Source organism: Nocardia heshunensis (assembly GCF_054782115.1).
On record NZ_BAAGTC010000007.1, the window covers coordinates 642,867 to 663,918 of the forward strand.

Annotated in this window: 23 protein-coding genes and 1 pseudogene; 10 read left to right on the forward strand and 14 right to left on the reverse strand. The window is 67.3% G+C overall.

Going from position 1 to position 21,052, the window contains the following annotated elements:
* Complete coding sequence (locus tag ACYVN4_RS26185) at window positions 1–1,401, reverse strand: serine hydrolase domain-containing protein (RefSeq protein ID WP_460724634.1); 1,401 nt, start codon at window positions 1,399–1,401, stop codon at window positions 1–3.
* A 200-nt stretch (window positions 1,402–1,601) separates the two neighbouring features.
* On the opposite strand from ACYVN4_RS26185, the gene ACYVN4_RS26190 reads away from it, so the two are divergent.
* The 3 genes from ACYVN4_RS26190 to ACYVN4_RS26200 all read left to right on the forward strand — a co-directional run bounded on the left by ACYVN4_RS26190 (window position 1,602) and on the right by ACYVN4_RS26200 (window position 3,309).
* Complete coding sequence (locus tag ACYVN4_RS26190; protein ID WP_460724635.1) at window positions 1,602–2,003, forward strand: GlcG/HbpS family heme-binding protein; 402 nt, start codon at window positions 1,602–1,604, stop codon at window positions 2,001–2,003.
* A gap of 21 nt (window positions 2,004–2,024) precedes the next feature.
* A complete protein-coding gene (locus tag ACYVN4_RS26195) occupies window positions 2,025–2,384 on the forward strand; it encodes a VOC family protein (protein WP_460724636.1) in 360 nt (119 codons plus the stop codon).
* A gap of 85 nt (window positions 2,385–2,469) precedes the next feature.
* Window positions 2,470–3,309: an NAD(P)H-binding protein gene (locus ACYVN4_RS26200; RefSeq protein WP_460724637.1), complete on the forward strand. Its 840-nt coding sequence runs from the start codon at window positions 2,470–2,472 to the stop codon at window positions 3,307–3,309.
* Here ACYVN4_RS26200 and ACYVN4_RS26205 read toward each other — a convergent pair.
* The 4 genes from ACYVN4_RS26205 to ACYVN4_RS26220 form a co-directional block, all read right to left on the reverse strand.
* Window positions 3,270–4,466: a DUF418 domain-containing protein gene (locus ACYVN4_RS26205; protein WP_460724638.1), complete on the reverse strand. Its 1,197-nt coding sequence runs from the start codon at window positions 4,464–4,466 to the stop codon at window positions 3,270–3,272. The two genes, ACYVN4_RS26200 and ACYVN4_RS26205, sit on opposite strands and share 40 nt — an antisense overlap.
* Before the next feature lie 104 nt (window positions 4,467–4,570).
* The gene (locus ACYVN4_RS26210; RefSeq protein ID WP_460724639.1) at window positions 4,571–5,509 is read right to left on the reverse strand and encodes a hypothetical protein; all 939 of its coding nucleotides are present in this window, start codon (window positions 5,507–5,509) and stop codon (window positions 4,571–4,573) included.
* 7 nt (window positions 5,510–5,516) lie between these two features.
* Window positions 5,517–5,735, reverse strand: a complete 219-nt coding sequence (locus ACYVN4_RS26215; RefSeq protein ID WP_460724640.1) for a hypothetical protein — start codon at window positions 5,733–5,735, stop codon at window positions 5,517–5,519.
* 46 nt (window positions 5,736–5,781) lie between these two features.
* Window positions 5,782–6,654, reverse strand: coding sequence for an NAD(P)-dependent oxidoreductase (locus ACYVN4_RS26220; RefSeq protein ID WP_460724641.1), 873 nt, complete (start codon window positions 6,652–6,654; stop codon window positions 5,782–5,784).
* A gap of 80 nt (window positions 6,655–6,734) precedes the next feature.
* Here ACYVN4_RS26220 and ACYVN4_RS26225 point away from each other — a divergent pair, with 80 nt between their 5' ends.
* On the forward strand, window positions 6,735–7,472 hold the full coding sequence (locus ACYVN4_RS26225; protein WP_460724642.1) for an alpha/beta fold hydrolase: 738 nt from the start codon (window positions 6,735–6,737) through the stop codon (window positions 7,470–7,472).
* A 9-nt stretch (window positions 7,473–7,481) separates the two neighbouring features.
* Here ACYVN4_RS26225 and ACYVN4_RS26230 read toward each other — a convergent pair whose 3' ends face one another.
* The gene (locus ACYVN4_RS26230) at window positions 7,482–8,324 is read right to left on the reverse strand and encodes a helix-turn-helix transcriptional regulator (RefSeq protein ID WP_460724643.1); all 843 of its coding nucleotides are present in this window, start codon (window positions 8,322–8,324) and stop codon (window positions 7,482–7,484) included.
* A 16-nt stretch (window positions 8,325–8,340) separates the two neighbouring features.
* Window positions 8,341–10,686 (reverse strand): annotated as a pseudogene (locus tag ACYVN4_RS26235) (MMPL family transporter); the annotation flags it as partial.
* Window positions 10,687–10,849: 163 nt separating this feature from the next.
* On the opposite strand from ACYVN4_RS26235, the gene ACYVN4_RS26240 reads away from it, so the two are divergent.
* Together ACYVN4_RS26240 and ACYVN4_RS26245 are read left to right on the forward strand one after the other, a co-directional pair.
* A complete protein-coding gene (locus ACYVN4_RS26240; protein WP_460724644.1) occupies window positions 10,850–11,878 on the forward strand; it encodes a helix-turn-helix domain-containing protein in 1,029 nt (342 codons plus the stop codon).
* A gap of 91 nt (window positions 11,879–11,969) precedes the next feature.
* Window positions 11,970–12,740 carry an alpha/beta fold hydrolase gene (locus ACYVN4_RS26245; protein ID WP_460724645.1) on the forward strand — a complete coding sequence of 257 codons (771 nt, stop codon included), beginning with the start codon at window positions 11,970–11,972 and terminating at the stop codon, window positions 12,738–12,740.
* Here ACYVN4_RS26245 and ACYVN4_RS26250 read toward each other — a convergent pair.
* From ACYVN4_RS26250 to ACYVN4_RS26265, 4 genes are all read right to left on the reverse strand, one after another.
* Window positions 12,730–13,278, reverse strand: coding sequence for a DUF308 domain-containing protein (locus ACYVN4_RS26250; RefSeq protein ID WP_460724646.1), 549 nt, complete (start codon window positions 13,276–13,278; stop codon window positions 12,730–12,732). The two genes, ACYVN4_RS26245 and ACYVN4_RS26250, sit on opposite strands and share 11 nt — an antisense overlap.
* A gap of 81 nt (window positions 13,279–13,359) precedes the next feature.
* Complete coding sequence (locus ACYVN4_RS26255) at window positions 13,360–14,013, reverse strand: maltokinase N-terminal cap-like domain-containing protein (protein ID WP_460724647.1); 654 nt, start codon at window positions 14,011–14,013, stop codon at window positions 13,360–13,362.
* A gap of 56 nt (window positions 14,014–14,069) precedes the next feature.
* Window positions 14,070–15,218 (reverse strand): epoxide hydrolase family protein, encoded by a 1,149-nt coding sequence (locus ACYVN4_RS26260; RefSeq protein ID WP_460724648.1) that lies wholly within the window; start codon window positions 15,216–15,218, stop codon window positions 14,070–14,072.
* Between the two features lie 48 nt (window positions 15,219–15,266).
* Window positions 15,267–16,202: a GlxA family transcriptional regulator gene (locus ACYVN4_RS26265; RefSeq protein ID WP_460724649.1), complete on the reverse strand. Its 936-nt coding sequence runs from the start codon at window positions 16,200–16,202 to the stop codon at window positions 15,267–15,269.
* Between the two features lie 132 nt (window positions 16,203–16,334).
* On the opposite strand from ACYVN4_RS26265, the gene ACYVN4_RS26270 reads away from it, so the two are divergent.
* Entirely contained in the window at window positions 16,335–17,024 is a 690-nt protein-coding gene (locus ACYVN4_RS26270) for a DJ-1/PfpI family protein (RefSeq protein ID WP_460724650.1), read from the forward strand.
* Window positions 17,025–17,059: 35 nt separating this feature from the next.
* On the forward strand, window positions 17,060–17,413 hold the full coding sequence (locus ACYVN4_RS26275) for a hypothetical protein (protein WP_460724651.1): 354 nt from the start codon (window positions 17,060–17,062) through the stop codon (window positions 17,411–17,413).
* Here ACYVN4_RS26275 and ACYVN4_RS26280 read toward each other — a convergent pair.
* Window positions 17,360–17,818: a MaoC family dehydratase gene (locus ACYVN4_RS26280; RefSeq protein ID WP_460724652.1), complete on the reverse strand. Its 459-nt coding sequence runs from the start codon at window positions 17,816–17,818 to the stop codon at window positions 17,360–17,362. The two genes, ACYVN4_RS26275 and ACYVN4_RS26280, sit on opposite strands and share 54 nt — an antisense overlap.
* Before the next feature lie 63 nt (window positions 17,819–17,881).
* Between ACYVN4_RS26280 and ACYVN4_RS26285 the strand changes: the two genes are divergently transcribed.
* Together ACYVN4_RS26285 and ACYVN4_RS26290 are read left to right on the forward strand one after the other, a co-directional pair.
* Complete coding sequence (locus ACYVN4_RS26285) at window positions 17,882–18,502, forward strand: pentapeptide repeat-containing protein (RefSeq protein WP_460724653.1); 621 nt, start codon at window positions 17,882–17,884, stop codon at window positions 18,500–18,502.
* Between the two features lie 114 nt (window positions 18,503–18,616).
* Window positions 18,617–19,945, forward strand: coding sequence for a cytochrome P450 (locus tag ACYVN4_RS26290; protein WP_460724654.1), 1,329 nt, complete (start codon window positions 18,617–18,619; stop codon window positions 19,943–19,945).
* Window positions 19,946–19,951: 6 nt separating this feature from the next.
* Here the strand turns inward: ACYVN4_RS26290 and ACYVN4_RS26295 are convergent, their stop codons facing one another.
* Window positions 19,952–20,548 (reverse strand): DUF4232 domain-containing protein, encoded by a 597-nt coding sequence (locus ACYVN4_RS26295; protein WP_460724655.1) that lies wholly within the window; start codon window positions 20,546–20,548, stop codon window positions 19,952–19,954.
* Window positions 20,549–20,572: 24 nt separating this feature from the next.
* Window positions 20,573–20,983, reverse strand: a complete 411-nt coding sequence (locus ACYVN4_RS26300; protein WP_460724656.1) for a MerR family transcriptional regulator — start codon at window positions 20,981–20,983, stop codon at window positions 20,573–20,575.
* Window positions 20,984–21,052 lie beyond the last annotated feature (69 nt).

The window sequence follows — 21,052 nt, forward strand, 5'->3', positions numbered from 1 at the left end:
TCAGTCGACAGCGCGGTGGGTTACACGGCCCCCGGCCGAACGGTATTGGGGCTGGCCGCTGCGGAAGTCGTGGTACGAGACCAGGAGTTGGCGGGAGTAGCCGGTGAACATCTCCAATGGCAGTCCGGCGGGGGCGAACAGGTCCTTGCCGACGGGGAGGTAGCGGCGGGTCATGACCGGGATCGAACCGCCGACGAAGGCGGTGAAGATGCGGGACTGGGCGTCGTCGGCGGGTTCGTAGGTGGTGGTCTCCTCCAGCGCGCCGTCGACCGCGCGGACGTCGATGCGCAGCTGGTTGGAGCGGTAGGTGCCCTCGTAACGGGTCAGGTCGTCGGCCTCGACCGTGGCGGTGATCAGGTCGGGGACGGTGGCGCCCAGGCGATCTCGCAACAGCGACAACAGGATTCGATCGAACAGCATCATGGCGCGGGCGTCGTTGCCGTAGGCGGCGAAGACCAGGTCGTGGCCGGGCACCGCGACCAGCACGGCGACCCCGCCCGGCGAGGCCCCGGAGTGCGACAGCACCTCGATGTCGCCGAAGGGCATGAGCAGCCAGCCCAGGCCGATCGGCGGAATGTGCAGGCTGTCAGCGGAATGCGTGACTGTCTGCATCCGCCGGGCTGACTCTTCGGAGAGCACCCGGCTTCCTGAGGGCGCGATACCGCCGTCGAGATGCGTGCGGCCGAAGGCCAGCAGATCGCTGATCCCGGCGATCGCCGAGGAACCGGCCGGGCCCCAGGTGTCGGGAAGTTTGAACAGGTCCGTGCGGCGCGCGCCCTCCAGGGTGGGGAAATGGCCCACGGCGGTGCTGCGCAGGATCGCCTGCGCGGGGCTGGTCACCGCGCCGGTCATTCCGGCCGGGGAGAACAGATTCCGTTGCAGCAGTTCGTGATACGGCAGTCCGGTCACCACCTCGAGCACGCGCCCCGCGACGATCATGCCGCCGTTGGAGTAGCTGATGTGCTCGCCGGGCGCGAACAGCGTACCGACCTGTTCGGCCATCCCGTCGACCGCGATGCGCAGCGCCTCGGGACCGTCGGCATCGGGAAAGTACAGATCGGCGTCGATGCCATTGGTGTGATTGAGCAGATGCCGAATACGGATGTCCTCCGCACCCGCGACGGCGAGGCGGAACTCCGGCAGATAGGTGACGACGAGCTCGTCCAGATCGATGCGGCCCTGCTCCACCTGTTGCATGACCAGAGTCGTAGTCAGCACCTTGGTGATCGATCCGAGCAGGAATCCGGTGCCCTCCCGCATCCGCTCGCCGGTGACCACATTGGTCACCCCGTGCGCGACTACTTCCTGCTGCCCCGCGTGATACACCCCGGCGACTACGCCAGGCACCCCACTGGTTTCGATGAACTCGCTGACCAGTGCATTCAATCCCATGTTCGACATCGCGCCGACCTTCCTCGAACTCCGCCCGAAGCGGATCTCTGTGCTGGGATCGACAGTGCCGGGTAGCGCTGACAGGCCACCGACAGCGCACCGACAGCGCTGCACCGGGTTCGGTTCCTGGTGGTGTCGTACCCAGGGACGCGGTCCCCCGGTACGAGACGCCCTGGTTCGTCGGCCTCACCGCGACGAATCTCGATGGCATGACAACACTTTCCATGGATATCGCAGCCCGCATCGCCGACGCCGGACACAAGGCGGCCGAGGGCATTCACGTTGCGATGAATATCGCCATCGTCGATCAGGCGGGGCACCTGCTGCACTTCAGCCGAAAGGACGATGCGCTGCTGGGCTGCATCGATCTGGCCCAGCGCAAGGCCAAGACCGCCATTCTCTTTCACCTCCCGACCGCGACGCTCGGGGAGATCTCGCGCCCGGACGGACCGATCTACGGCATCGAGTGGAGCAACGGCGGGCTGATCTCCTTCGGCGGTGGACTTCCGATCGCCGATTCCGAGGGTCGGATCATCGGCGCGGTCGGTGTCTCCGGCGGCACCGCCGACCAGGATGTGGAGGTGGCTCGCGCCTGCCTCGCGGCGCTGTGAGCAGGCGGTAGCGTCGGGCGCATGATCAATGCTGCGCACACGATCCTCTATGCCGAGGACGCCGAGGCGGCTCGGGCATTCTTCCGGGATGTGCTCGGACTAGCGAATGTGGACGCGAACGACGGATGGCTGATCTTCAAGTCGCCACCCGCCGAGATCGCGGTTCATCCGACCGAACCCGCCGACAGTGGGCGGGCCGAGCTGTATCTCATGTGTGACGACCTGACCGCCACCGTGGACGAATTGCGGGCCAAGGGCGTCGAATTCACCGCCGAGATCAGCAATGCCGGGTGGGGTCTACTCACCCGGTTGCGGGTTCCAGGGGCCGGGGAGATCGGGCTCTATCAGCCTCGGCATCCCACGGCCTACGATCTGCCCTGAACAGGAGCGGATTCGTTCCGGCAGTACGGTTTTCGTGTAAGCCTGAAGGAGGTCCCGAGATACGGGACGGTACGGAGAAGACTGCATGATTCTGGTGACGGGCGCGACCGGCAATGTGGGAGCCGAGCTGGTGCAAGCGCTGGCGAGCGGGCCCGAACCGGTGCGGGCGGTAGTACGGGACCCGGCGAAGGCTGCGCTGCCCGCCGGTGTCGAAGCGGTCGCGGGCGATCTCGGCGCGCCGGAATCGTTGGCGGCGGCCCTGAATGGGGTGCGTGCGATGTTCCTGCTGCCCGGCTATCCCGGGATCGCGCAGGCGGCGGCCAAGGCGGGGGTCGAGCACATCGTGCAGTTGTCGGGTGTCTCCGCCGCCACCGGCGACACCGGCAATGCCGTCACCCGGTACATGATGGCCTCCGAACAGGAAGTCACCGACTGCGGCGCGGCGTGGACCATCCTGCGCCCGTGCGCTTTCGACTCCAATGCCCTGCGCTGGCTACCGCAGTTGCGGGCCGGTGACACGGTACGAGTCCCGTTCCCGACGGTGCGGACCGCGAACCTGGATGCCTTCGATCTGGCGGCGGTCGCGGCGCGAGCTTTCGCCGATCCGGCGCTGCACGGTGAAATCCTCTGGCCGACGGGACCGGAATCGTTGCTGCCCGCCGAGCAGCTCGCGATACTCGGCGAGGTACTCGGCCGCGACCTAACCTGTGTGGGCCTCAGCGACGCGGACGCGCGCGCCGACATGTTGCAGACGACACCGGTCGAATACGTGGACGCCTTCTTCGATTTCTACGTCGACGGCGCGATCGACGAGTCCATCGTGCGCCCCACCGTGGAGCAGATCACCGGCCGCGCACCGCGAACCTTCCGGCAGTGGGCGACAATTCACGCCGATGCCTTCCGCCAGAACGGAACCGACCGGTAGGTCGCGGCCCGCAACAACCACTCCACCGGACCGTACGGGTGCCGCCGCAGCCACCACGCACTCCCCTGCAACTGCGCCACATACGTCGCCACGGCCAGCGCGACGACACCGGCGGGCGGCACCCGATCGGCCAGTGCCAGGCCATATCCGGTGTAGATCACCATCATGACCACCGACTGACCGATGTAGTTGGAGGCCGCCATCCGCCCGGCGGGCGCGAGCCACACCACCGGGCCCGCCCACCGATACCGAGTCAACCACACGATGCCCGCCGCATAACCTAGCGTCAGAAACGGATTCGCCAGCTCCTGCACGCCGTACCAGAACGCGGGCATGGATCCGTGCATGGTCTGCATGATCACGGTGACCGTGGAAACCGGCAGCCCCACACCGAAACCCAGGGCCAGCGCCCGCGGCAGCCAGCGGGTGATCCACTCCGCATACTCGAAGATCCGCCGCTTGCCCGCCGCGAGCCCGACCAGGAACATGCCCAGCGCCGGAATGCCCTGGCCCAGCAAGGTGAACAGCATGAACTGCGGCCCGAAGCTCAGCTGCGCGGACAGCGTGTCACCGAAATTGCCCGTGTAGCCATCATGCATGCGCTGCAAATCGACGATCTGCCCCAGACCCGACAAGCCGCCGTTGCCCGGCACGAACGCCAGCGACGCGAACGCGAAATACAGCACCAGCCCGGCGATGAGGGCGGGACGAGGCCGAATCCCGCGCAGCAGCACCAGGATCAGGCACAGTCCGGCGTAGAGGGTGAGAATGTCGCCCAGCCACAGCAGCAGCACATGTGCCAGCCCGATGAGAAACAGCGCCAGGGATCGGCGCATCAGTCGCGGCACCGGAGCCGCACCCGCTCGCTGCGCGGCGGCGATCTGGAGGGTGAACGAGTAGCCGAACAGGAACGCGAACAGCAGATAGAACTTCCCCAGGAACAGTCCGTCGACCAGCGCGTACACCAACCGGTCCGCGGTGCCGTCGAACAGCGGCCGCAGTTCGTCGCCCGTACCCGGCGACGACCAGAGTTGGGTCGCCACGATCGTATTGGTGACCAGAATCCCGAACAGCGCGAAGCCCCGCAGACTGTCGACCACCCCGATGCGCCGATCCCGCACCATCTCGGACACCTGCGTTTCGACCTGCTCGGACATGCCCCCACGCTATTTCGGGGCTGCGGCCGGGCACATCCATCGCCGACCCTGATTCCGGTGCGACCTCAGCGGTATTGACAGCGGTGCACAGTCATCCCCACGGGTCACGCAAGGCGCTCGCTCGCCGCGGCAATCTGCCGCGACAATTCGTCGAACTGCCCGCTGTCCTCGGCGGCGGTCGCGATGGCGGCGAAATTCTCGGCGGTCCAGACATCGAGTTCCAGCAGCCGCTGCAAACTTTCCTTCGACATGGCACCGACGACGGGCAGCAGATCCGCCCACGCGTTCTCGCGCTCGGTCGCGGAGACCAGGTGCGTGAGTACCTCCGGCCCCATCCCGGCGGCCAGATCCGCGACCCGGGCCAGGGTTTCTGTACCGAGCACCGCGAGGAAAGTGATCGCCTCGGCGAACAGGTTCTGTTCATGGGCAGCCCGCAGCACCCCGCGAATGCCCTCGTCAGGCATTTCCAGCAGCACCAGATCAAATCTGTCGGCGACGGCGTCGAGTTCGGCGTTGAACGCGACCATCAGCATGTCCTCACCGGATTCGACATACGGCAGCACCGCACGCAATTGTGCATCCGATGCCGCCACAATGAATCTGGCCAGCGTCACATAGTCCTTGCGGCGCAGCATTTCCCGCAGCACCGGCACCATGACGTCGACGCCGAAGCACTGCACGATCGGGGTGGCGGCCTCCGGATCGACAAAGGGCGCGACATCGGCGAGGAACGGCAACGGCACATGCCCGATCAGCGCCGCGGCCCGCTCTGGCGACAGGGAGCTCGCGACCATCCCGCACAGCATCGGCCCGAAGAACCGGGTCGCGATGGCGATCGCGAGACTGTTCGGGATCAACCCGCTGACCTTGGCCAGGCGGTCGAACATGGGCCGATAGGGTGCGTCCAGCGCCCGGTACATCCCCTGCCGCACCCGCCGGATCGCGACCGGATCACTCTGCTGCAGGAACTCCAGATCCGCGGGCGCGATATGCAATTCGCGAGCCAGCTTCACGACTTCGGCGCGGGCGGCCAGACTCGTCATCGGCACCTCAGAAGAACAGCATGCGGCGGGCGAACGGCCGCAATAGCGGTGGGATGAGGGTGAGCCCGCTGTCGATGGCCGCGCTCAATTCTCGCTCGCGCCGATCCCGGGCCCGTTCGAACGCGGACCGCAGTACCGCGTACTGCCCCTCGTCGAGCTGCCCGAGCGCTTCGATGTCCGCGCGCGCGACCGTGCTGACCCCCACCAGCCGATCGAGTTCCGACACGCCGTCAGCGTATCCGAATCCGATTGGGCGCAGGGGTGATTCGCGATCACTCCCGCAGCAGGTCGATGACCTTCGTCTCGTTCAGTTCGCCGTGTCCGGCGGCGATCAGCCGTTCGAAGATGCCCTGCGCGGTGTGCCCCAGCGCGGCCGGGCTGCCCACCGCGTCGGCCAGTTCGACGCCGATGCGGGTGTCCTTGAGGCGAAGTGCGGCCGTGAACGCGATATCGCGGTCGTGCACACCGGCCACCATCTCGCTGCACATCCGGATGACCGTGGGGCTGGCCGCGCCACTCCGCGACAGGGTTTGGGCGACGGTCGTCAGGTCCAGTCCGGCAAGCTCCGCGGTCCGCAGCGCTTCGGCGGTGGCCGCGATCTGGATTGAGCCGAGGAGGTTCTGGATGAGCTTGTAGTTCGCGCCCGCGCCGACCGCACCGAAATGCACAATGTCGGTGCACAGGGGCGCCAGCAGCGGGCGGGCCGCCTCGAGATGGGCGGAATCCGCACCGACGAACAGCGTCAACCGCCCGGCCGCGGCCGCGTCGGGCAGTCCGGTGACCGGCGAATCGAGGTATCGGAGTCCGTGCGCCACCGCGTGTTTCGCCAACTCCAGCACCCACGGTCCGGAGATGGTGGAGAACTCCACCGCGAAGGCGTTCGGCGCGTACTCCCCTGCCAATGCGCCGTTCGGACCCAGCCACGCGGCCCGCGAGGCGTCGTCATCGGCGACCATCGAGAAGATGGCCTCGACCCCTTGCGCTGCCTCGCACGGTGTCGGAGCGAAAGTCGCCCCCGCCGAAACCAATTCGGCCGCTTTCTCCGGCGACCGATTGAACACCGTCACCTCGTGCCCGGCAGCGACCAACCGCGCCGCCATACCCGCACCCATCCGACCCAACCCCAGAAACGCAATCCTCGCCACGCCCGCACCCTACCGAGACCGGTCCGGCCCGACGAAACGAGTTTCCCGATAGGCTCCGGACCAGAGCATTGGGGACTGGGATGACGAATTGGCTGTTGCTGCGCGGTCTGACTCGCGATCAGCGGCATTGGGGTGAGTTTCCGGCGCAGTTGTCCGAGGCGCTGGGCGCGCGGGTGGAGGCCATCGACCCACCAGGTTTCGGCACCGAGCACGCCCGGCCGTCACCGCGTTCGATACCCGAGATCGTCGACGACATCCGCGCGCGCTTCGGCACCGGCGGCGAGCAATGGTCGGTGCTCGGTATCTCCCTCGGCGGCATGATGGCGATGAACTGGTGCGCCCGCTATCCCCGCGATTTCGAACGCTGTGTGGTCGTGAACACCAGTAGCCCCGCGGTTTTCCGCGTCCGCGAATTCAATTGGGGCGTGCTGCCCGTGTTCGCGGGCCGCGCCGTGCGCACCGATTTGGCGCACGAATCCGCCGTGCTGAGCCTCACCGCCAACAGTCCGGCACTGGACTTGGAGTCCCTCGCCCGGACCTGGGCGCAATACCAAGCCGACGCCCGGCCCCTGCCCGCCAGCGTTCTGGGTCAGTTGCTGGCCGCCGCCACTTTCCGCCTGCCCCGCCATGTCCCGGTCCCGCTGCTGATCCTGGCTTCCCGGGCCGACCGCCTCGCGCCCTACCAGATGTCGGAGCGCCTGGCCGCCCGCTTCGCGGCTCCGCTGCGCCTGCATGATGCGGCCGGACACGATCTGCCACTCGACGACGCCGCCTGGGTATGCGACAACGTCGCCGAATGGCTCACCCCCGCACCCTGATCCGCCCGCTCATCGCTGCCGGTCCGGGCCCAGCGCCCGAAGCCGTTCCAGCGCTTGCACACTCGCCGATCCCGGCGGCGGGGTGAACATGCGCAGTCGCTGATCCTCGCTGTCGGTCCGCAGCATCTCGAAGTCGAATTCGATCGGCCCCACAACCGGGTGCACAATGCGCAACCGGCTGCTGCGCCGCACCGCCACCTCGTGCCGCTGCCACAGGCCGGCGAATTCCGTACTCGCCGCGATGAGCTCATCGACGAGCGCCGTCGACGCCCGGTCGTACCCGCGCCGCGTCGCGGCCGCCCGCAGATCCGCAACCCGCTCCCGGCTGAGATCGCCGTGCTCGTCCTCCGGGTAGGCGGCCCGCACGGACGGCATGGTGAACCACCGCCACGCGATATTGCGCTCGCGCTCCCCGAGGGTGGACTCCCCTCCGAACAACGCCTCGGCCAAGGCATTCTGGGCGAGCAGATCCCCCAGATCGGTCAGCAGCTGCGCCGGTGTATCCCCCAGCCGATCGAGCAGATACAGCAACGCCGGCCGTATCTCCTCCCCCGCCCGCGGCCCCTCCGGCGGCCGATGCCCCGCCAGCAGGAACAGATGATCCCGCTCATCCCCACTCAACCGCAACGTCCTGCCGAGCGCATCCAGAATCTGCGTCGACGGCTGCGAACTCCGAGCCTGCTCCAACCGCATCACATAATCCGCCGACACCCCCGACAACTGCGCCAACTCCTCCCGCCGCAGCCCCGGCGTCCGCCGCCGCGGCCCCACCGCCAGCCCCACTTCCTCGGGCCCGATCCGCTCCCGAGACCGCCGCAGAAAGTCCGCCAACTTCTCCCGATCCATGCCCATGTCAACCATCCTTCCCCGCAACTTCTTTGGCAGCGTCGCCGAGGCGGAGGGTGGGCGCGTCGCTGTTGCTTCTGCGGGGGCGCACCCGGCGGGCGGATCGTGGTCGGGTGGCGGGTCTGCCGTCCGGCAGCAATGCGATCTGCTCGGTGACCGGGTCGGTGACCGGAGTGGTTTCGACCAGGTCTGTCATGTCACCGTCACCGGGGCGCTCGTCGTCGAGGATCGGTTCGGCGAGGCCGATGCGGTGTTGGAGTTTCTTCAACCAGGCTGGGGCCCACCAGCAGTCGTCGCCGAGCAGCTTCATGGTGGCGGGGACCAGGAGCATGCGCAGGACCGTGGCGTCGATGAACAGGGCGGACACCAGGCCGAAGGCGATGTACTTCATCATCACCAGGTGGGAGAAGGCGAAGGCGCCGGTGACGACCAGGAGGATGAGGGCGGCTGCGGTGATGATGCGGCCGGTTTGGGCGGTGCCGATGCGGACCGCTTCGGTGGTGCTCGCGCCTCGGGCGCGGGCTTCGACCATGCGCGAGAGCAGGAATACCTCGTAGTCGATGGACAGGCCGTAGATGATCGCGATGATCAGGACGAGCACCGGTGAGGTGATCGGCTGCGCGGTGAAGTCCAGTAGTGAAGCACCGTGGCCGTCGATGAAGATCCAGGTGAGGATGCCGAGGGTGGAGCCGAGGCCGAGCGCGCTCATCAGGGCGGCCTTGATCGGCAGCACCAGCGAGCCGAAGGTGAGGAACATCAGCACCATCGTGACGAGCACGACCAGACCGATCATCAGTGGTAGTCGGGCGAGCAAGGAGTCGACGCTGTCCTGCTGGATGGCGGGGCGGCCACCGACGAGAACCGTTGTGCCATCGGGGACGTCCATCGACCGGAGGTAGTCGATCGTGGGGCCGGCGTGGTCACTGTCGGCGAGCGCCGCGGAGGTGGCCCACACGTTGGAACCTTGTGGCGGAGTGCGTTTGACGTCGAACCCGGCTCGCGGCGCGAGGCCAGGTGCCTTGTCGGCCTGCGTGATGATCGGGCCGACCGTCCGCGGATCATCGGTCACGATCACCAACTCGATCGGGTCGGCACTGCGAATCGGGAACAGCCGGTCGAAATCGGCCTGCGCCACCCGGGTCGGGTCCGCCGGTGGCAGGTAGGTTTCGTTGAGCCCGCCGAACGCCAGATTCTTGACCGGGATGATCAGCAGCAGCAACAGGATCGTCAGCGGCAGCATGACTTTCACGGGATTGCGCATCACCCATTCGGTGAGCCGCCCCCAGAAGCCGCGCTCGACTTCCTCGGCGGTTCTGGTCTTGCGCAGCCGCTTCCACCCGAGGCTGTCCACGCGCGGACCCAGCACCGACAACAGCGCGGGTAACAGGGTGACCGCGGTGGCGGCGGCCAGCAGCACGGCCGCCATGGTCCCGTAGGCCACGGACTTCAGGAATCCCTGCGGGAACAACAACATTCCCGAACTGGCAGCGATGATCATGGTGGCCGACGAGGCGACCGTGCGCCCGGCCGTCCGCACCGTGCGCCGCACCGCCGTGCGGGTCTCGTAGCCCTCGGCCAGTTCCTCCCGGAACCGGCTGACGATGAACAGCCCGTAATCGATCGCGAGTCCGAACCCGATCATCGAGACGACCGCGCTCACAAAGGAATTCACCTCGGTGAAGTGCGTGATCACCATGACGATGCCGGTGGCGCCGACAATGGTCAGCCCACCCACGATCAACGGCAGCGACGCCGCGACCAGGCCACCGAAGATCACGAACAGCAGCACCGCGACCGCGGGCAGCGCCAGCATCTCCATCCGGCGTTGATCCTGCGCCATAGTGTCGAACAGGGTGCCCGCGATCGGTTGCAGCCCGGCGACCTGCACGGTCACCCCGTCGATGTCGAAGGCGGACCGCACTTCCCGGAAATTGCGCATGGTGACGGTGTCGTCGTCACCTTTGATGGCGACCGAGGCGAAGGCATGCCGCTTGTCGGACGTCCCCAGAGCGGGAGCGAATTCGCCGGTGTCGGTCTTCCAATAGGCGAGGTTGATCTTCGCGATCTGGTCGGGATGGTTGCGGGGCAGGCTGTTGAGGTTGTCGACAATCCTCCGGCTGAATACGGGATCGTCGATGCTGCCGCCGTCGGGAGCGGTGTAGAGCACCAGGACATCCGAGATGTGGTCACGTCCGTAGGTGGCGTCCTTCAGCTGAGCCGCCCGCGCCGACTGTGAGGTGGGATCGTCCAGACCGCCGGTGCTGAGGTGATCGCCGAGTCCCAGTCCGTAGGCGCCCAATGTCAGCAGCCCGCCGACGACAATCGCGATCACCGCGTAGCGGAATCGGTAGATCAAGTCCCCCTTCATGTTTTGCGACGCTAGCGACGAGATCGGAATAGGAACACCGTCATCGCACCCGAACCGACCATTCCTGTCCGGTTCATTAGCGCGGTCATAACGCACTCTCATACTCGCGGGACGCAGATGGCCCTGGAAGGACCGATGCCGGCATTCCGTATCGTTCGGCAGCATGTTCGAAGGCACCATTCCCGCCCGCACCGCCGCATTGGTCCATGCGGCGGCCCTGCGCGCGGGCCTGTCTCCGGTCGAGCTGAGCAACATCCCGGGCCTGAATCCGAGTCTGTTCAAGCAGAACTCGCTGCGGATCTCCTCCGGACCCGTGTGGCGTATCTGGGAATTGCTGGACGGGATCCACGGGGTGTCGGCCGGTCGGCTCGCCACCGGCATGGCCGACCGCGGGCGACTGGGGGTTTGGGATTATCTGTTCTCGAGCGCCCCGACCCTGGCCGAGAGCCTCCAGACGATGTGCGAACTGAAATCGGTCGTCTCGACACCCTCGGTCGGTAGCTCCACCGTCGTGGACGGCGGCATTCTCACCGTCTACGACACCACGTCTTCCGCTGTCGAGATGGTCATCCCGACCCTGGAAGTGTTTTTGCTCGGGCTCGTCCTGCGCCGGATGCGGGAGGCGACCGGTGAGCACCTCACCCCGGTCCGGGTCGCGCTCACCCAGCCCGCGCCGCGCTGTCATCGGGCGCTGGTCGACGAATTCGGCACCGCGCGATTCGAGTTCGATGCCCCGGTCTCCGCGATCACCTTCATCGATGTGGGTCGTCTACCCACCGGCGGTGACCCGAACCTGGCCCGCATCCACCGCCACCACGCCCAACTCCTGATGGACTCCTTCCGGGTCCACGGCGATTGGGACGGCCTGCTGCGCAGCGCGATCCACGAGTCGATCACCCGCGGCGGGATCGAACTCGAGGACGTCGCCCGCCGCCTGGCGATCAGCCCCCGCACCCTGCAGCGCCGCCTGCAGGACCGCGGCACCAGCTGGCGCGACGAGCTCGACTCCGCCCGCTTCGAACAGGCGACCCGGCTGCTGCGCGACACCGACCTGCCCGTCGATACCGTCGCCGCCCGCCTCGGCTACGCCGACGCCCGTGCCTTCCGTCGCGCCTTCGTCCGATGGAACGGCTTGCCGCCCAACGCTTTCCGCAAGAGCGAGCACGACGGCGCTGCCGTCCGCGCAGGGTAGGAGAGCCGCTCCTAGGGGATGCTCTCCGCTCCTCATCGTCTTCCGTCGCTGGCATCGTCGATCTCGTCGAACAATCAGACAGGAGAGCGACATGAACGAGATCACGGTGGGCAGCGCACAGGTGCCGTATCGGGTGCTGGGAACGGGACGCCCACTGGTGCTGGTGCACGGGACGAGCGCGGGATCGCGGAATTGGGACGGCGTTTCCGGTTCGTTCGCGGATATCAGAACCGTGGTGCTGCCGGATCTTTCGGGCAGCGATGCGGCGCGCGACGACGGCGGGGAACTCACGCTGGAGCTGCTGGCCGAGCAGGTGGCCGCGGTGATCGAAGCGGTGGGTTCGGAACCGGCGGATGTCGTGGGCCACTCCATGGGTGCCCCGGTGGTCGCCACCCTGGCGGCGCTGCGACCCGATCTGGTCCGCAGGCTGGTGCTGGTCACGGGTGTCGCCGGGCAGAGCGACGAATACTTCCGCAGCGTCATGACCGTCTGGCGCGAACTCGCCGACGCCCCCGACACTTTCGCGCGGTTCGCCATGCTGGTGGCCTTCAGCCGCACCCACCTGGCGACCCTGGACCGGGCGGGCGTGGAGGAGCTGGCGGCGGCCTACCAGCCCGCGCCGGGCCGGTTGCGGCAGATGGATCTGGTCCAGCGGCTCGATGCCCGGGACCGGCTGCCGCTCATCCAAGCCCCGACGCTGGTGATCGCCTGCACCCACGATGCGATTGTCTCCGTGGAGAATCCCCGCGAACTGGCCGCCGCCATCCCTGACACCGTCTACGAGGAGCTGGACTGCGGGCACATGCCGATGTTCGAGAAGCCGGACGAGCTGGTGAAGCTCGTGCGCGATTTCATCGAGTGACGCGGGCGCCCAGCAGGATCTCCGAGGCGCCGAGCGCCAGCAGTGCGAGGCCGATGGTGATCGACAGCGTCGTCATGGACACGAACGGGGCCGCCGCCACGGCGACCCCGACCACCATGGTGGCCAGTCCGACCAGCTCCTGGCGGCCCGAGCCCTGGAACTGCTCCGACCACACCGCGACAATCGCCGCCACGATGCCGCGCACCGTCCAGCCCATGCCGACCCACAGGGACAGCAGCGGAACCGAATCCCCGCTGCGGAACGACGAGAACGCCAGCGCCAGTGCGAGGATCGCGCTCGCCACCTCGACGGCTCGCAGCGGGGTTCCGATGTGCGCCCCGAACGCCACGATCAACTGGACGGCCGCCGTGGCCATCAGGATCAGCCCGAAGAGGATCCCCGCCACCGTCTCGGATTTGTCCGGCCAGGCCATCAGCACGATTCCCAGAATCACCGAGCAGCCGCCGGTCACCACCAGCGACTGCCAAGCCCAGTCGGCGAATACGTCGGTTCGCCCCTCGATCCGATTGGCGGGCATGCGTTCATGATATGGGCCGAATGCCCAGGTAACTGGACGTTTGGCTGATCTAGGGTCGTCCGGCGCGTCGCCGGAAGGATGCTAGGGGGCGCTGAGGAAGATGCCGCGCAGTTGGGTGCCGTCGGCCGCGGACCACAGGGCGTCGACATGGCTGCGGTCGCGTTCCAGGGCCGGGCCCGTGTGCAGACGCCGGTGCAGGCGGATCAGTTCCGCGCCCGCGTTGGCGGAGCGGTCGGAGTCGAAGGCGATATCGGTGTGCGCGTCCGTGTCGATCACGGTGGGCCGGAAACCCGGTGCGGGAATGAGGATGTCGCCGGGAACCAGGTGCACGGTCAGGTCCGGGGTATCGCTGGTGTTCTGGTCCTGCGGGGTCGCCTTGCCCGCCAGCAGGTGCGCGGCCTGCTCGATGAAGACCGGATCGTGCGCGGCGTCGTAAAACCAGCGGGTGCCCAGCACGCCGTGTTCGGCGGTGCCGATCAGCGCGTGGTCGAGGCCCTCGACCGGCGCGCCGCGGTAGGTCATCGGCACCAGGTACACGACCGCATCGCCTCCGGCGGTGTCGGTGACGACCATGAGTTCGATCCCGACCTCGCCCGCGGGATCATCGAGACGGAAACCGCCCGACTTAGTGAGGGCAGGCGCCTGGACGCCGATATACCAGTGCCGGGTGGGCAACCACCGCGCCAGCAGTTCCAGCTTGCCGGGCGTCACGGTCGTCTCGTGGATCTCCGCCATACCGCTATCCTGCCAGAGCTCGGCAGGATAGCGGCGGAAGCGATTGCGGCGGTGCGCTATTGGACGGAGCCGCGCAGCTTTCGGAAGAAGTCACGCAGATCGCCGGTCATCAGATCGGGGACTTCCATGGGCGCGAAGTGGCCGCCGCGATCGAACTCCGACCAGTGCACGAGGGTGTTCTGCCGTTCGGCGATGCCGCGAATGGTGTTGTTGCCCGGGAACACCGCCACCCCGGTCGGCACCCCGGAGTCCGGCAGGGTCGCGCCCCACACCTGGCCTTCCTTGTACAAACGCATGGACGATCCGCCGGTGTCGGTGAACCACAGCACCGAGAGATTCGTCAGCAGCATGTCGCAATCGATGGCATCGGTCGGGGTCGCCTTGGCCGGATCTTTGAAGGTGTTCACCACATCCAGCACCCAGGCCGCCAACGCCGCCGGGGAATCCGACATCGCCGGGGCGAGGGTCTGCGGCCGAGTGCTGTGCATGCCCGCGTAGCCGGAGGTCTCCTTGCTGTTCCAGTCCTTCATCTGCGCCAGCTTCGCCTGATCATCCGCACTGAACCCGGAGCCGTCCTCGTTCCAGCCCGGGACGGTGATCGGGTCGTTGAGGTGCACGCCGACCACGTGATCGGTGGCGATCCGCCCCAACTGCGGTGCGATGAACGAACCGGCGTCGCCGCCCTGCGCGCCGTACTTCTCGTATCCCAGCGCGGCCATGAGCTTCGCGATCAACTCGGCGCTGCGCGAGGTGGCGGCGTCCCCCGCACGCTCGGTCGGGCCGGAGAACCCGAAACCGGGCAGCGTCGGAATCACCAGATGGAAGGCATCTTCCGGGTTCCCGCCGTGGGCGCGGGGATCGGTGAGCGGACCGATCAGCTCGCTGAAGTCCTCGAACGGCCAGCCGTGGATCAGCGCCAGCGGCAAGGCATCGGGCTCGGGCGAACGAACATGCGTGAAATGCACCCGCTGCCCGTCGATCTCGGTCCGGAACTGCGGATACGCATTCAGCGCGGCCTCCTGTGCCCGCCAGTCGTACCCGCTCCCCCAGTACTCGCACAGCTCCCGCACATACGCGGTCGGAATGCCGTAGGTCCAGCCCACGTCCGCCAGTTCGGAAGGCCAGCGGGTGCGCGCCAACCGGCCACGCAGATCCTCGATGTCGTTGTCGGAGATGTCGATTCGGAAGGGCTCGAAAACCGTCATGGCTCCACAATAGGAAGCAACTAGGTCAAATCGTGTCCTACAGCGATTTCAGCTGAAGGCACGTCGATAGTGGTGCGGGCTCACGCCGGTGGTGCGTTTGAACCGCTCCCGGAAGGCGGCGGGTGAGCCGAAACCGACCTGACCGGCAATGCGCTCGACGGTGTGGTCGGTGGTTTCGAGCAGCTGCTGTGCCCGCCGGATGCGTGCGCGATGCAGCCATTGCAGCGGGGTGGTGCCGGTGTGTTCGCGGAAGCGGCGGATCAGGCTGCGGGTGCTGGTACCGGCACGGACGGCAATATCGGCGAGGGTGAGTTCGCGATCGAGGTTGTCCTGCAACCAGATCAGCACCGGTTCGAGGACGGTGCCCTGCGGCTGGGGCGGATATTCGTGCACGATGAATTGCGCCTGCCCGCCTTCCCGTTCGAGGGGCATGACCGACATCCGGGCGGCGTCCGCGGCGACGGCGGACCCGTAATCGCGGCGAATCATGTGCAGGCACATGTCCATTCCCGCCGCCGCGCCCGCGGAGGTCAGGAGCTGACCGTTGTCGACGTAGAGGACATCCGGGTCCACGGTGACATCCGGGTAGGTCGCCGCCAGCTGGGCGGCGGCCACCCAGTGCGTAGTGACCCGCAGACCGTCGAGCAGACCCGTCGCGGCCAGCGGGAAGGTGCCCGAGCAGATGGAGGCGATGCGCGTGCCCGCCGCGGCGGCCGCCCGCAGAGCGGCGATGACCTGCACCGAGGGCGGGGCCGCGGTGGCGGTTCCCGGCACGATGATCGTGTCCGCACCGTGCAGCCCGTCGAGTCCCCACCGGGCGCGGAGCGTGAAGGTGCCGGCGTCGATGTCGGGGCGCTCGGCGCACACCCGCACCTCGTAGGCGGGTCGCCCATCGGATAGCCGGGTGCGGGTGAAGACCTCGATCGGCGTCGCCAAGTCGAAGGGGATCACCTGGTCCAGCGCGAGCACGGCGACCGTATGCATGTGTCCAAACTACCGACTGGGCGCTGGCAATAATCCGGTGCAAGTAGTCACGAATGCCACTGGGTGACAGGGCGGAACGATCCTAGATTCGGGGAGTACCCAGCCGAACCACCGCACTGGAACAGGACTCCCATGCATGCCCAGATCGTGCTGTTCGACGGCTTCGATCCGCTCGATGCCATCGCACCCTACGAGGTGCTCTACGCGGGCGGCATGGCCTCCGGCGGTGCCGTGAGTGTGGAACTGGTGTCGGCGGAGGGAGCTCGCGAGGTGATCAGCGGGACCGGCGGCCTGACGCTGCGCGCAACCGCCACACTGGACCCCGCCCGCGCGGATCTGATTCTGGTGCCCGGCGCTTCGGGCCGCGTCGGCGACCTTACCGATGTACCCGAGGAGGATGCGGAAGCCGATCGGCCGCAACCGGATCAGACCATCCCGGTTCTGCTCGGCCGCACCCTGACCACCGAGTTGCCCGCTCTGCTGCGGGCGGCGATGACCGATCCGGCGGTGACGGTAAGCGCGGTGTGCGGCGGCTCGCTGGTGCTGGCCATGGCCGGGCTGCTGGACGGCCGGTACGCCACCACCCACCACCTGGGTCTGGATCTGCTCGACGCGACCGGCGTGCACGCGGTGCACGCCCGCATCGTCGACGACGGCGATCTCGTCACCGGCGCGGGCGTCACCTCCGGCCTGGACCTGGCGCTGTATCTGCTCGAACGCCACATCGGCCCGCAGGTCGCGCACGCGGTCGAAGAGCTGTTCGCGCACGAACGGCGCGGAACGGTCTGGCGCAGTCACGGACCCGTGCCGACACCCTTCTGATTCGAACCGCAGCCATTGTGAACGAGAGGAAAAGCATGTCCGCAGAAGGCATCTGGGACCTGTCCATCGCCACCCCGATCGGCAGGATCGCCGCCGTCGTCGAGTTCCGGAGGGAGCAGGACCTGCTCGTCGGAACAGCAACGGGCGCAGGCGAAGACGTGCCCCTAACCGGCATCGTGCTCGATGGTGACCGACTCACCTGGAGGCAGAAGGTCACCAAGCCGATGCGGCTGGATCTCACCTTCGCGGTGACGATCACCGGCGATGCATTGTCGGGAACGTCCAAGGCTGGACGACTGCCCGCCTCGAAAGTGACGGGTACCCGCCGGACCCCCTCAGGACCAGAGCACTCGGGTGAGAGTTTCGGCGACGCAAGCCGGCTTGGTTGAGCCCTCGATCTCCACGGTCTGGGTGATCGTCAATTCGGTCCAGCCGCCTGCCAATTCGCGGACATCGTCGAGCGTCCCGGTGGCGCGCAGTCGCGACCCGGCCGGAACCGGTGCGGGGAAGCGCACCTTGTTCAATCCATAGTTGACGGCCATGGCGGCACCCGGCAGCTCGAATTGGTTCCAGGAGAAGTGGGCCAGCAGGGACAGCGTCAGATAGCCGTGTGCGATGGTGCTGCCGAACGGCCCGGTCGCAGCCCGGGCCGGGTCGACATGAATCCACTGCCGATCCTCGCTCGCCGCCGCGAAACCGTCGATGCGGTCCTGCTCGATCGTCAGCCAATCGCTGACACCGAGCACCTGACCGATCTGGGCGCGCAACTCGTCGAGGGTGTGGAAGGTCTGCATGGCGTGGTCCTGTCGGTAGGTGTCGTTACGGTGAGCCCATGATGTCGAGAAGCGGGCCCCGCCTTGGCCGATCGTAGGGACGGCGAGCACGCGCCGCCGACCGAGAGCACCATCCGCGGGGAGGATTGGTACGGGCGCGAGCTGATCGGCGAGCAGCACACCCGGGTCGAGTTCCTCGATGTAGATATGAGCGAAATCAACACGCGGGATACGGTTTTCACCGAATGCGCCTTCCGCAACGTGAGCTTCGCACAGGCTGTCCACCGCAGTGCCGCATTTCTGAACTGCACTTTCACCGCCTGCCGATTCTTCGAAACCGAGTTCACGACCTGCAAACTCACCGGGAGCATGTTCGATCGCTGCACCTTCACCTTGTTGAAGGCGACGGGCGGCGACTGGTCGTTCGTCGGCCTGCCCGGTGCGGACCTGCGCGGCACCACGTTCACCGACCTCCGCATGCGTGAGGTCGACCTGACCTTCGCCCGCTGTCAGAAGGCCACATTCCAGGGCGTGGATCTGTCGGGGGCGTGGCTCAGCAAGGCCGACTTCACCGAAGCCGACCTGCGCGGCAGCGATATCACCGCACTCGACCCGCTGACCACCACGATCACGCGGGCGATCGTCGACCCGGAACAGGCGATCGTGCTTGCGACCGCCCTCGGCGTACGGGTGCTGCCCGTCTGACGCGCGGCCGCGGTCCGATAACCGCCAACGGTTCCGCTGGGTACAACGCTCGGTCTACTCTGTAGGACAGAAGTTTTCGGCCGCGACCGTGCGGCAGGGGAAGGGACCGGCATCGTGAGCACTGGATATCCGCCCGGACCGCCGGTGCCGCGCACCGTGCAGACCATCTTCTACGCCAGGTGGCGCGGGACGATGCTGCGGGCGGCGGCACGCCGGTACGGAGACGTGTTCACCCTGCACCTGGTGCCGCCCTACTCCGAGAACGTCGTGGTGTTCACGCGGCCCGAGCACATTCGGGAGATCTTCGCGGCCGACCCGGCCGATCTGCATGCCGGGGAGGGCAATCGGCTGCTGGTCAACATCATGGGTGAGCATTCCCTGCTGCTCACCGACGAGGACGAGCATGCGCGGGCCCGGCGACTGCTCATGCCCGCGTTCGTGGGATCGTCGCTGCGCGGGTATCGGGCCCTGGTCGACGGCATCGCCAAGGAACACGTGGACCGGTGGGCGTCCGGGTCCACCGTGCACACGCTCGACCGGATGAACGAACTGACACTCGATGTCATCATGCAGGTGGTGTTCGGCATGACCGACGGGCGCCGCCGCGAGCAGCTGGCCCCGCGCCTGCGCCGGATCGTGAACGTCAATCCGATCATGTTCTTCGGCTGGAAGTATCCGTGGCTGCAGCAGCGCGGACCGTGGAAACGCTTCGACGACAACCAGAACGCCATCAACGAGCTGCTCTACAGCGAGATCCGCGAGCGGCGTGCGCATCCGGAGGTGGACGCGCGAACCGATGTGCTTTCCCGGCTGCTGGCGGCCGGGTCCGGTGAAAACCCCTCCGACGCACCGCTGTCGGACGAGGAGTTGCGCGATCAGCTGGTGACGCTGCTGCTGGCCGGGCACGAGACCACCGCATCCGCGCTGTCGTGGGCCTGTCACGAGCTGGCCGCGAACCCGGAGATCCAGGCGCAGGCCCGGCGCGCGGCACACGACGGTGACGAGAAGTACCTCGAGGCGGTGCTCAAGGAAGCCATGCGCCTGCACACCGTCATCGCCGCGACCGGGCGGAAACTGACCCGCGACATGACCATCGGCGGTATCGATCTATCCAAGGGCACGGTGGTGTCGACATCCATCCTGCTGGCCCACGAGCGCACGGCGGCCTTCCCGGACGCGGTCGCCTTCCGGCCCGAACGCTTCCTCGACGGCTCCGTCGCACCCAACACGTGGCTGCCGTTCGGCGGCGGCGTGCGGCGCTGCATCGGGGCCGGGTTCTCGCTCATGGAGGGCACGGCCGTGCTGCGGGAAATCCTGACGCGCTACCGGCTTTCGCTGCCCGCCGGGACGGGAAGCGAGCCGTCGAAGGTCCGCAACATCACACATATCCCGGCCAACGGTGCCCCCGTGGTGGTGACCGCCGAGACCGAGGTGCCGGTGTAGCGGCTGTTATCCGGTGACCGGGTGCACGTGCAGGGCACAGCTGTCGATCGTCACTGTGACGGTGCGGGTATCGGTCGAATTAGGCGGCGTCACCAGCAGATTCGAATAGAGCGAGCAGCCGTTGCCGTCGGCGTCGAAGGCCAGACCCTCGACCACCGCGGTGGCGGGGTGCTCGGAATCCAGGGTCACCGTGGGCGGTTCGTCGCTGCCCTGCGGGAGGCCGCCCATGAATCCACGGGGTGTGCGATCCGCGTGCAGCAGTGGGCCGCCCGCTCCGCTGTCCACGCCCGGATAGCCGGTCAGCGTGCACGGAGCGGAGCCCGCGGCCAGGGTGAAGGTGAGCTTCACGCCGCGGTGACCGGTCGCCGGGGACATCACCGCACCGGTCACATCGACCTGCCCGCTGCCACAACCGGCGAGGTCGATGGTGACCGGAACCTGCTGTGCCGCCCGTGAAGTGACCGACGGCCCACCGGCAGTACCGGTCACGCCCGGCGTGGCCGCAACGACGGACGTCGGCACGGTGGTCGTCGAGGTCGACGAGCAGCCGACCGCCGCCAGCACGGCGGCGCTCACCGCGAAAATCTCGATGTGGACCCGCATTCCCAACTCCTCCCGCTGACTGATCTATCGCAGGGCGCGGCGAGAACGTGACCGGGGCACCGCGAACTCCGTGCATTCCGCGCACTCACTGATGATCGGATGACTGCATTCGGCCAGGTGCCCGAGGAAGCGATCGGTGGCCTCCAGTAGGGTTATTCGCTCCCTCACCTCGGCCCGGCGCTCGGCGAGCATGGTCAGGCGATCGTCGCACTGGCCGATGCCGAGCTGCCGGATCTGTTCCAGTGACAGCCCGGTGCGCTGCAACTTCTGGATCACCCGTGCGTAATCGAGGATGTGCTCGTTGTAGTTGCGATGCCCCGAGGAGCTGCGCGGCGGTGCGAGCAATCCCATCGACTCCCAATGCCGCAGCACGTGCGTCTCCACGCCGAGCGTGGCGGCGGCGTCGCCGATTCTCATCTCCTGGACGGTCGTCACGATTCACCCCTACTTATCTTGTAACGGTTGGCTTGTGGTGAAGCGGGAACTTGTGGAGCTCTGCTGTCC

Bases quoted from the DNA above. Each gene is read 5' to 3' on its own strand.
- ACYVN4_RS26205 (WP_460724638.1), bottom strand. From the start codon at position 4,466: ATGTCCGAGCAGGTCGAAACGCAGGTGTCCGAGATGGTGCGGGATCGG.
- ACYVN4_RS26260 (WP_460724648.1), bottom strand. From the start codon at position 15,218: ATGACGGTTTTCGAGCCCTTCCGAATCGACATCTCCGACAACGACATC.
- ACYVN4_RS26230 (WP_460724643.1), bottom strand. From the start codon at position 8,324: ATGGGCATGGATCGGGAGAAGTTGGCGGACTTTCTGCGGCGGTCTCGG.
- ACYVN4_RS26270 (WP_460724650.1), top strand. From the start codon at position 16,335: ATGCATGCCCAGATCGTGCTGTTCGACGGCTTCGATCCGCTCGATGCC.
- ACYVN4_RS26280 (WP_460724652.1), bottom strand. From the start codon at position 17,818: ATGCAGACCTTCCACACCCTCGACGAGTTGCGCGCCCAGATCGGTCAG.
- ACYVN4_RS26225 (WP_460724642.1), top strand. From the start codon at position 6,735: ATGACGAATTGGCTGTTGCTGCGCGGTCTGACTCGCGATCAGCGGCAT.
- ACYVN4_RS26200 (WP_460724637.1), top strand. From the start codon at position 2,470: ATGATTCTGGTGACGGGCGCGACCGGCAATGTGGGAGCCGAGCTGGTG.
- ACYVN4_RS26275 (WP_460724651.1), top strand. From the start codon at position 17,060: ATGTCCGCAGAAGGCATCTGGGACCTGTCCATCGCCACCCCGATCGGC.
- ACYVN4_RS26265 (WP_460724649.1), bottom strand. From the start codon at position 16,202: ATGCATACGGTCGCCGTGCTCGCGCTGGACCAGGTGATCCCCTTCGAC.
- ACYVN4_RS26195 (WP_460724636.1), top strand. From the start codon at position 2,025: ATGATCAATGCTGCGCACACGATCCTCTATGCCGAGGACGCCGAGGCG.
- ACYVN4_RS26245 (WP_460724645.1), top strand. From the start codon at position 11,970: ATGAACGAGATCACGGTGGGCAGCGCACAGGTGCCGTATCGGGTGCTG.
- ACYVN4_RS26255 (WP_460724647.1), bottom strand. From the start codon at position 14,013: ATGGCGGAGATCCACGAGACGACCGTGACGCCCGGCAAGCTGGAACTG.
- ACYVN4_RS26250 (WP_460724646.1), bottom strand. From the start codon at position 13,278: ATGCCCGCCAATCGGATCGAGGGGCGAACCGACGTATTCGCCGACTGG.
- ACYVN4_RS26190 (WP_460724635.1), top strand. From the start codon at position 1,602: ATGACAACACTTTCCATGGATATCGCAGCCCGCATCGCCGACGCCGGA.
- ACYVN4_RS26210 (WP_460724639.1), bottom strand. From the start codon at position 5,509: ATGACGAGTCTGGCCGCCCGCGCCGAAGTCGTGAAGCTGGCTCGCGAA.
- ACYVN4_RS26185 (WP_460724634.1), bottom strand. From the start codon at position 1,401: ATGTCGAACATGGGATTGAATGCACTGGTCAGCGAGTTCATCGAAACC.
- ACYVN4_RS26295 (WP_460724655.1), bottom strand. From the start codon at position 20,548: ATGCGGGTCCACATCGAGATTTTCGCGGTGAGCGCCGCCGTGCTGGCG.
- ACYVN4_RS26240 (WP_460724644.1), top strand. From the start codon at position 10,850: ATGTTCGAAGGCACCATTCCCGCCCGCACCGCCGCATTGGTCCATGCG.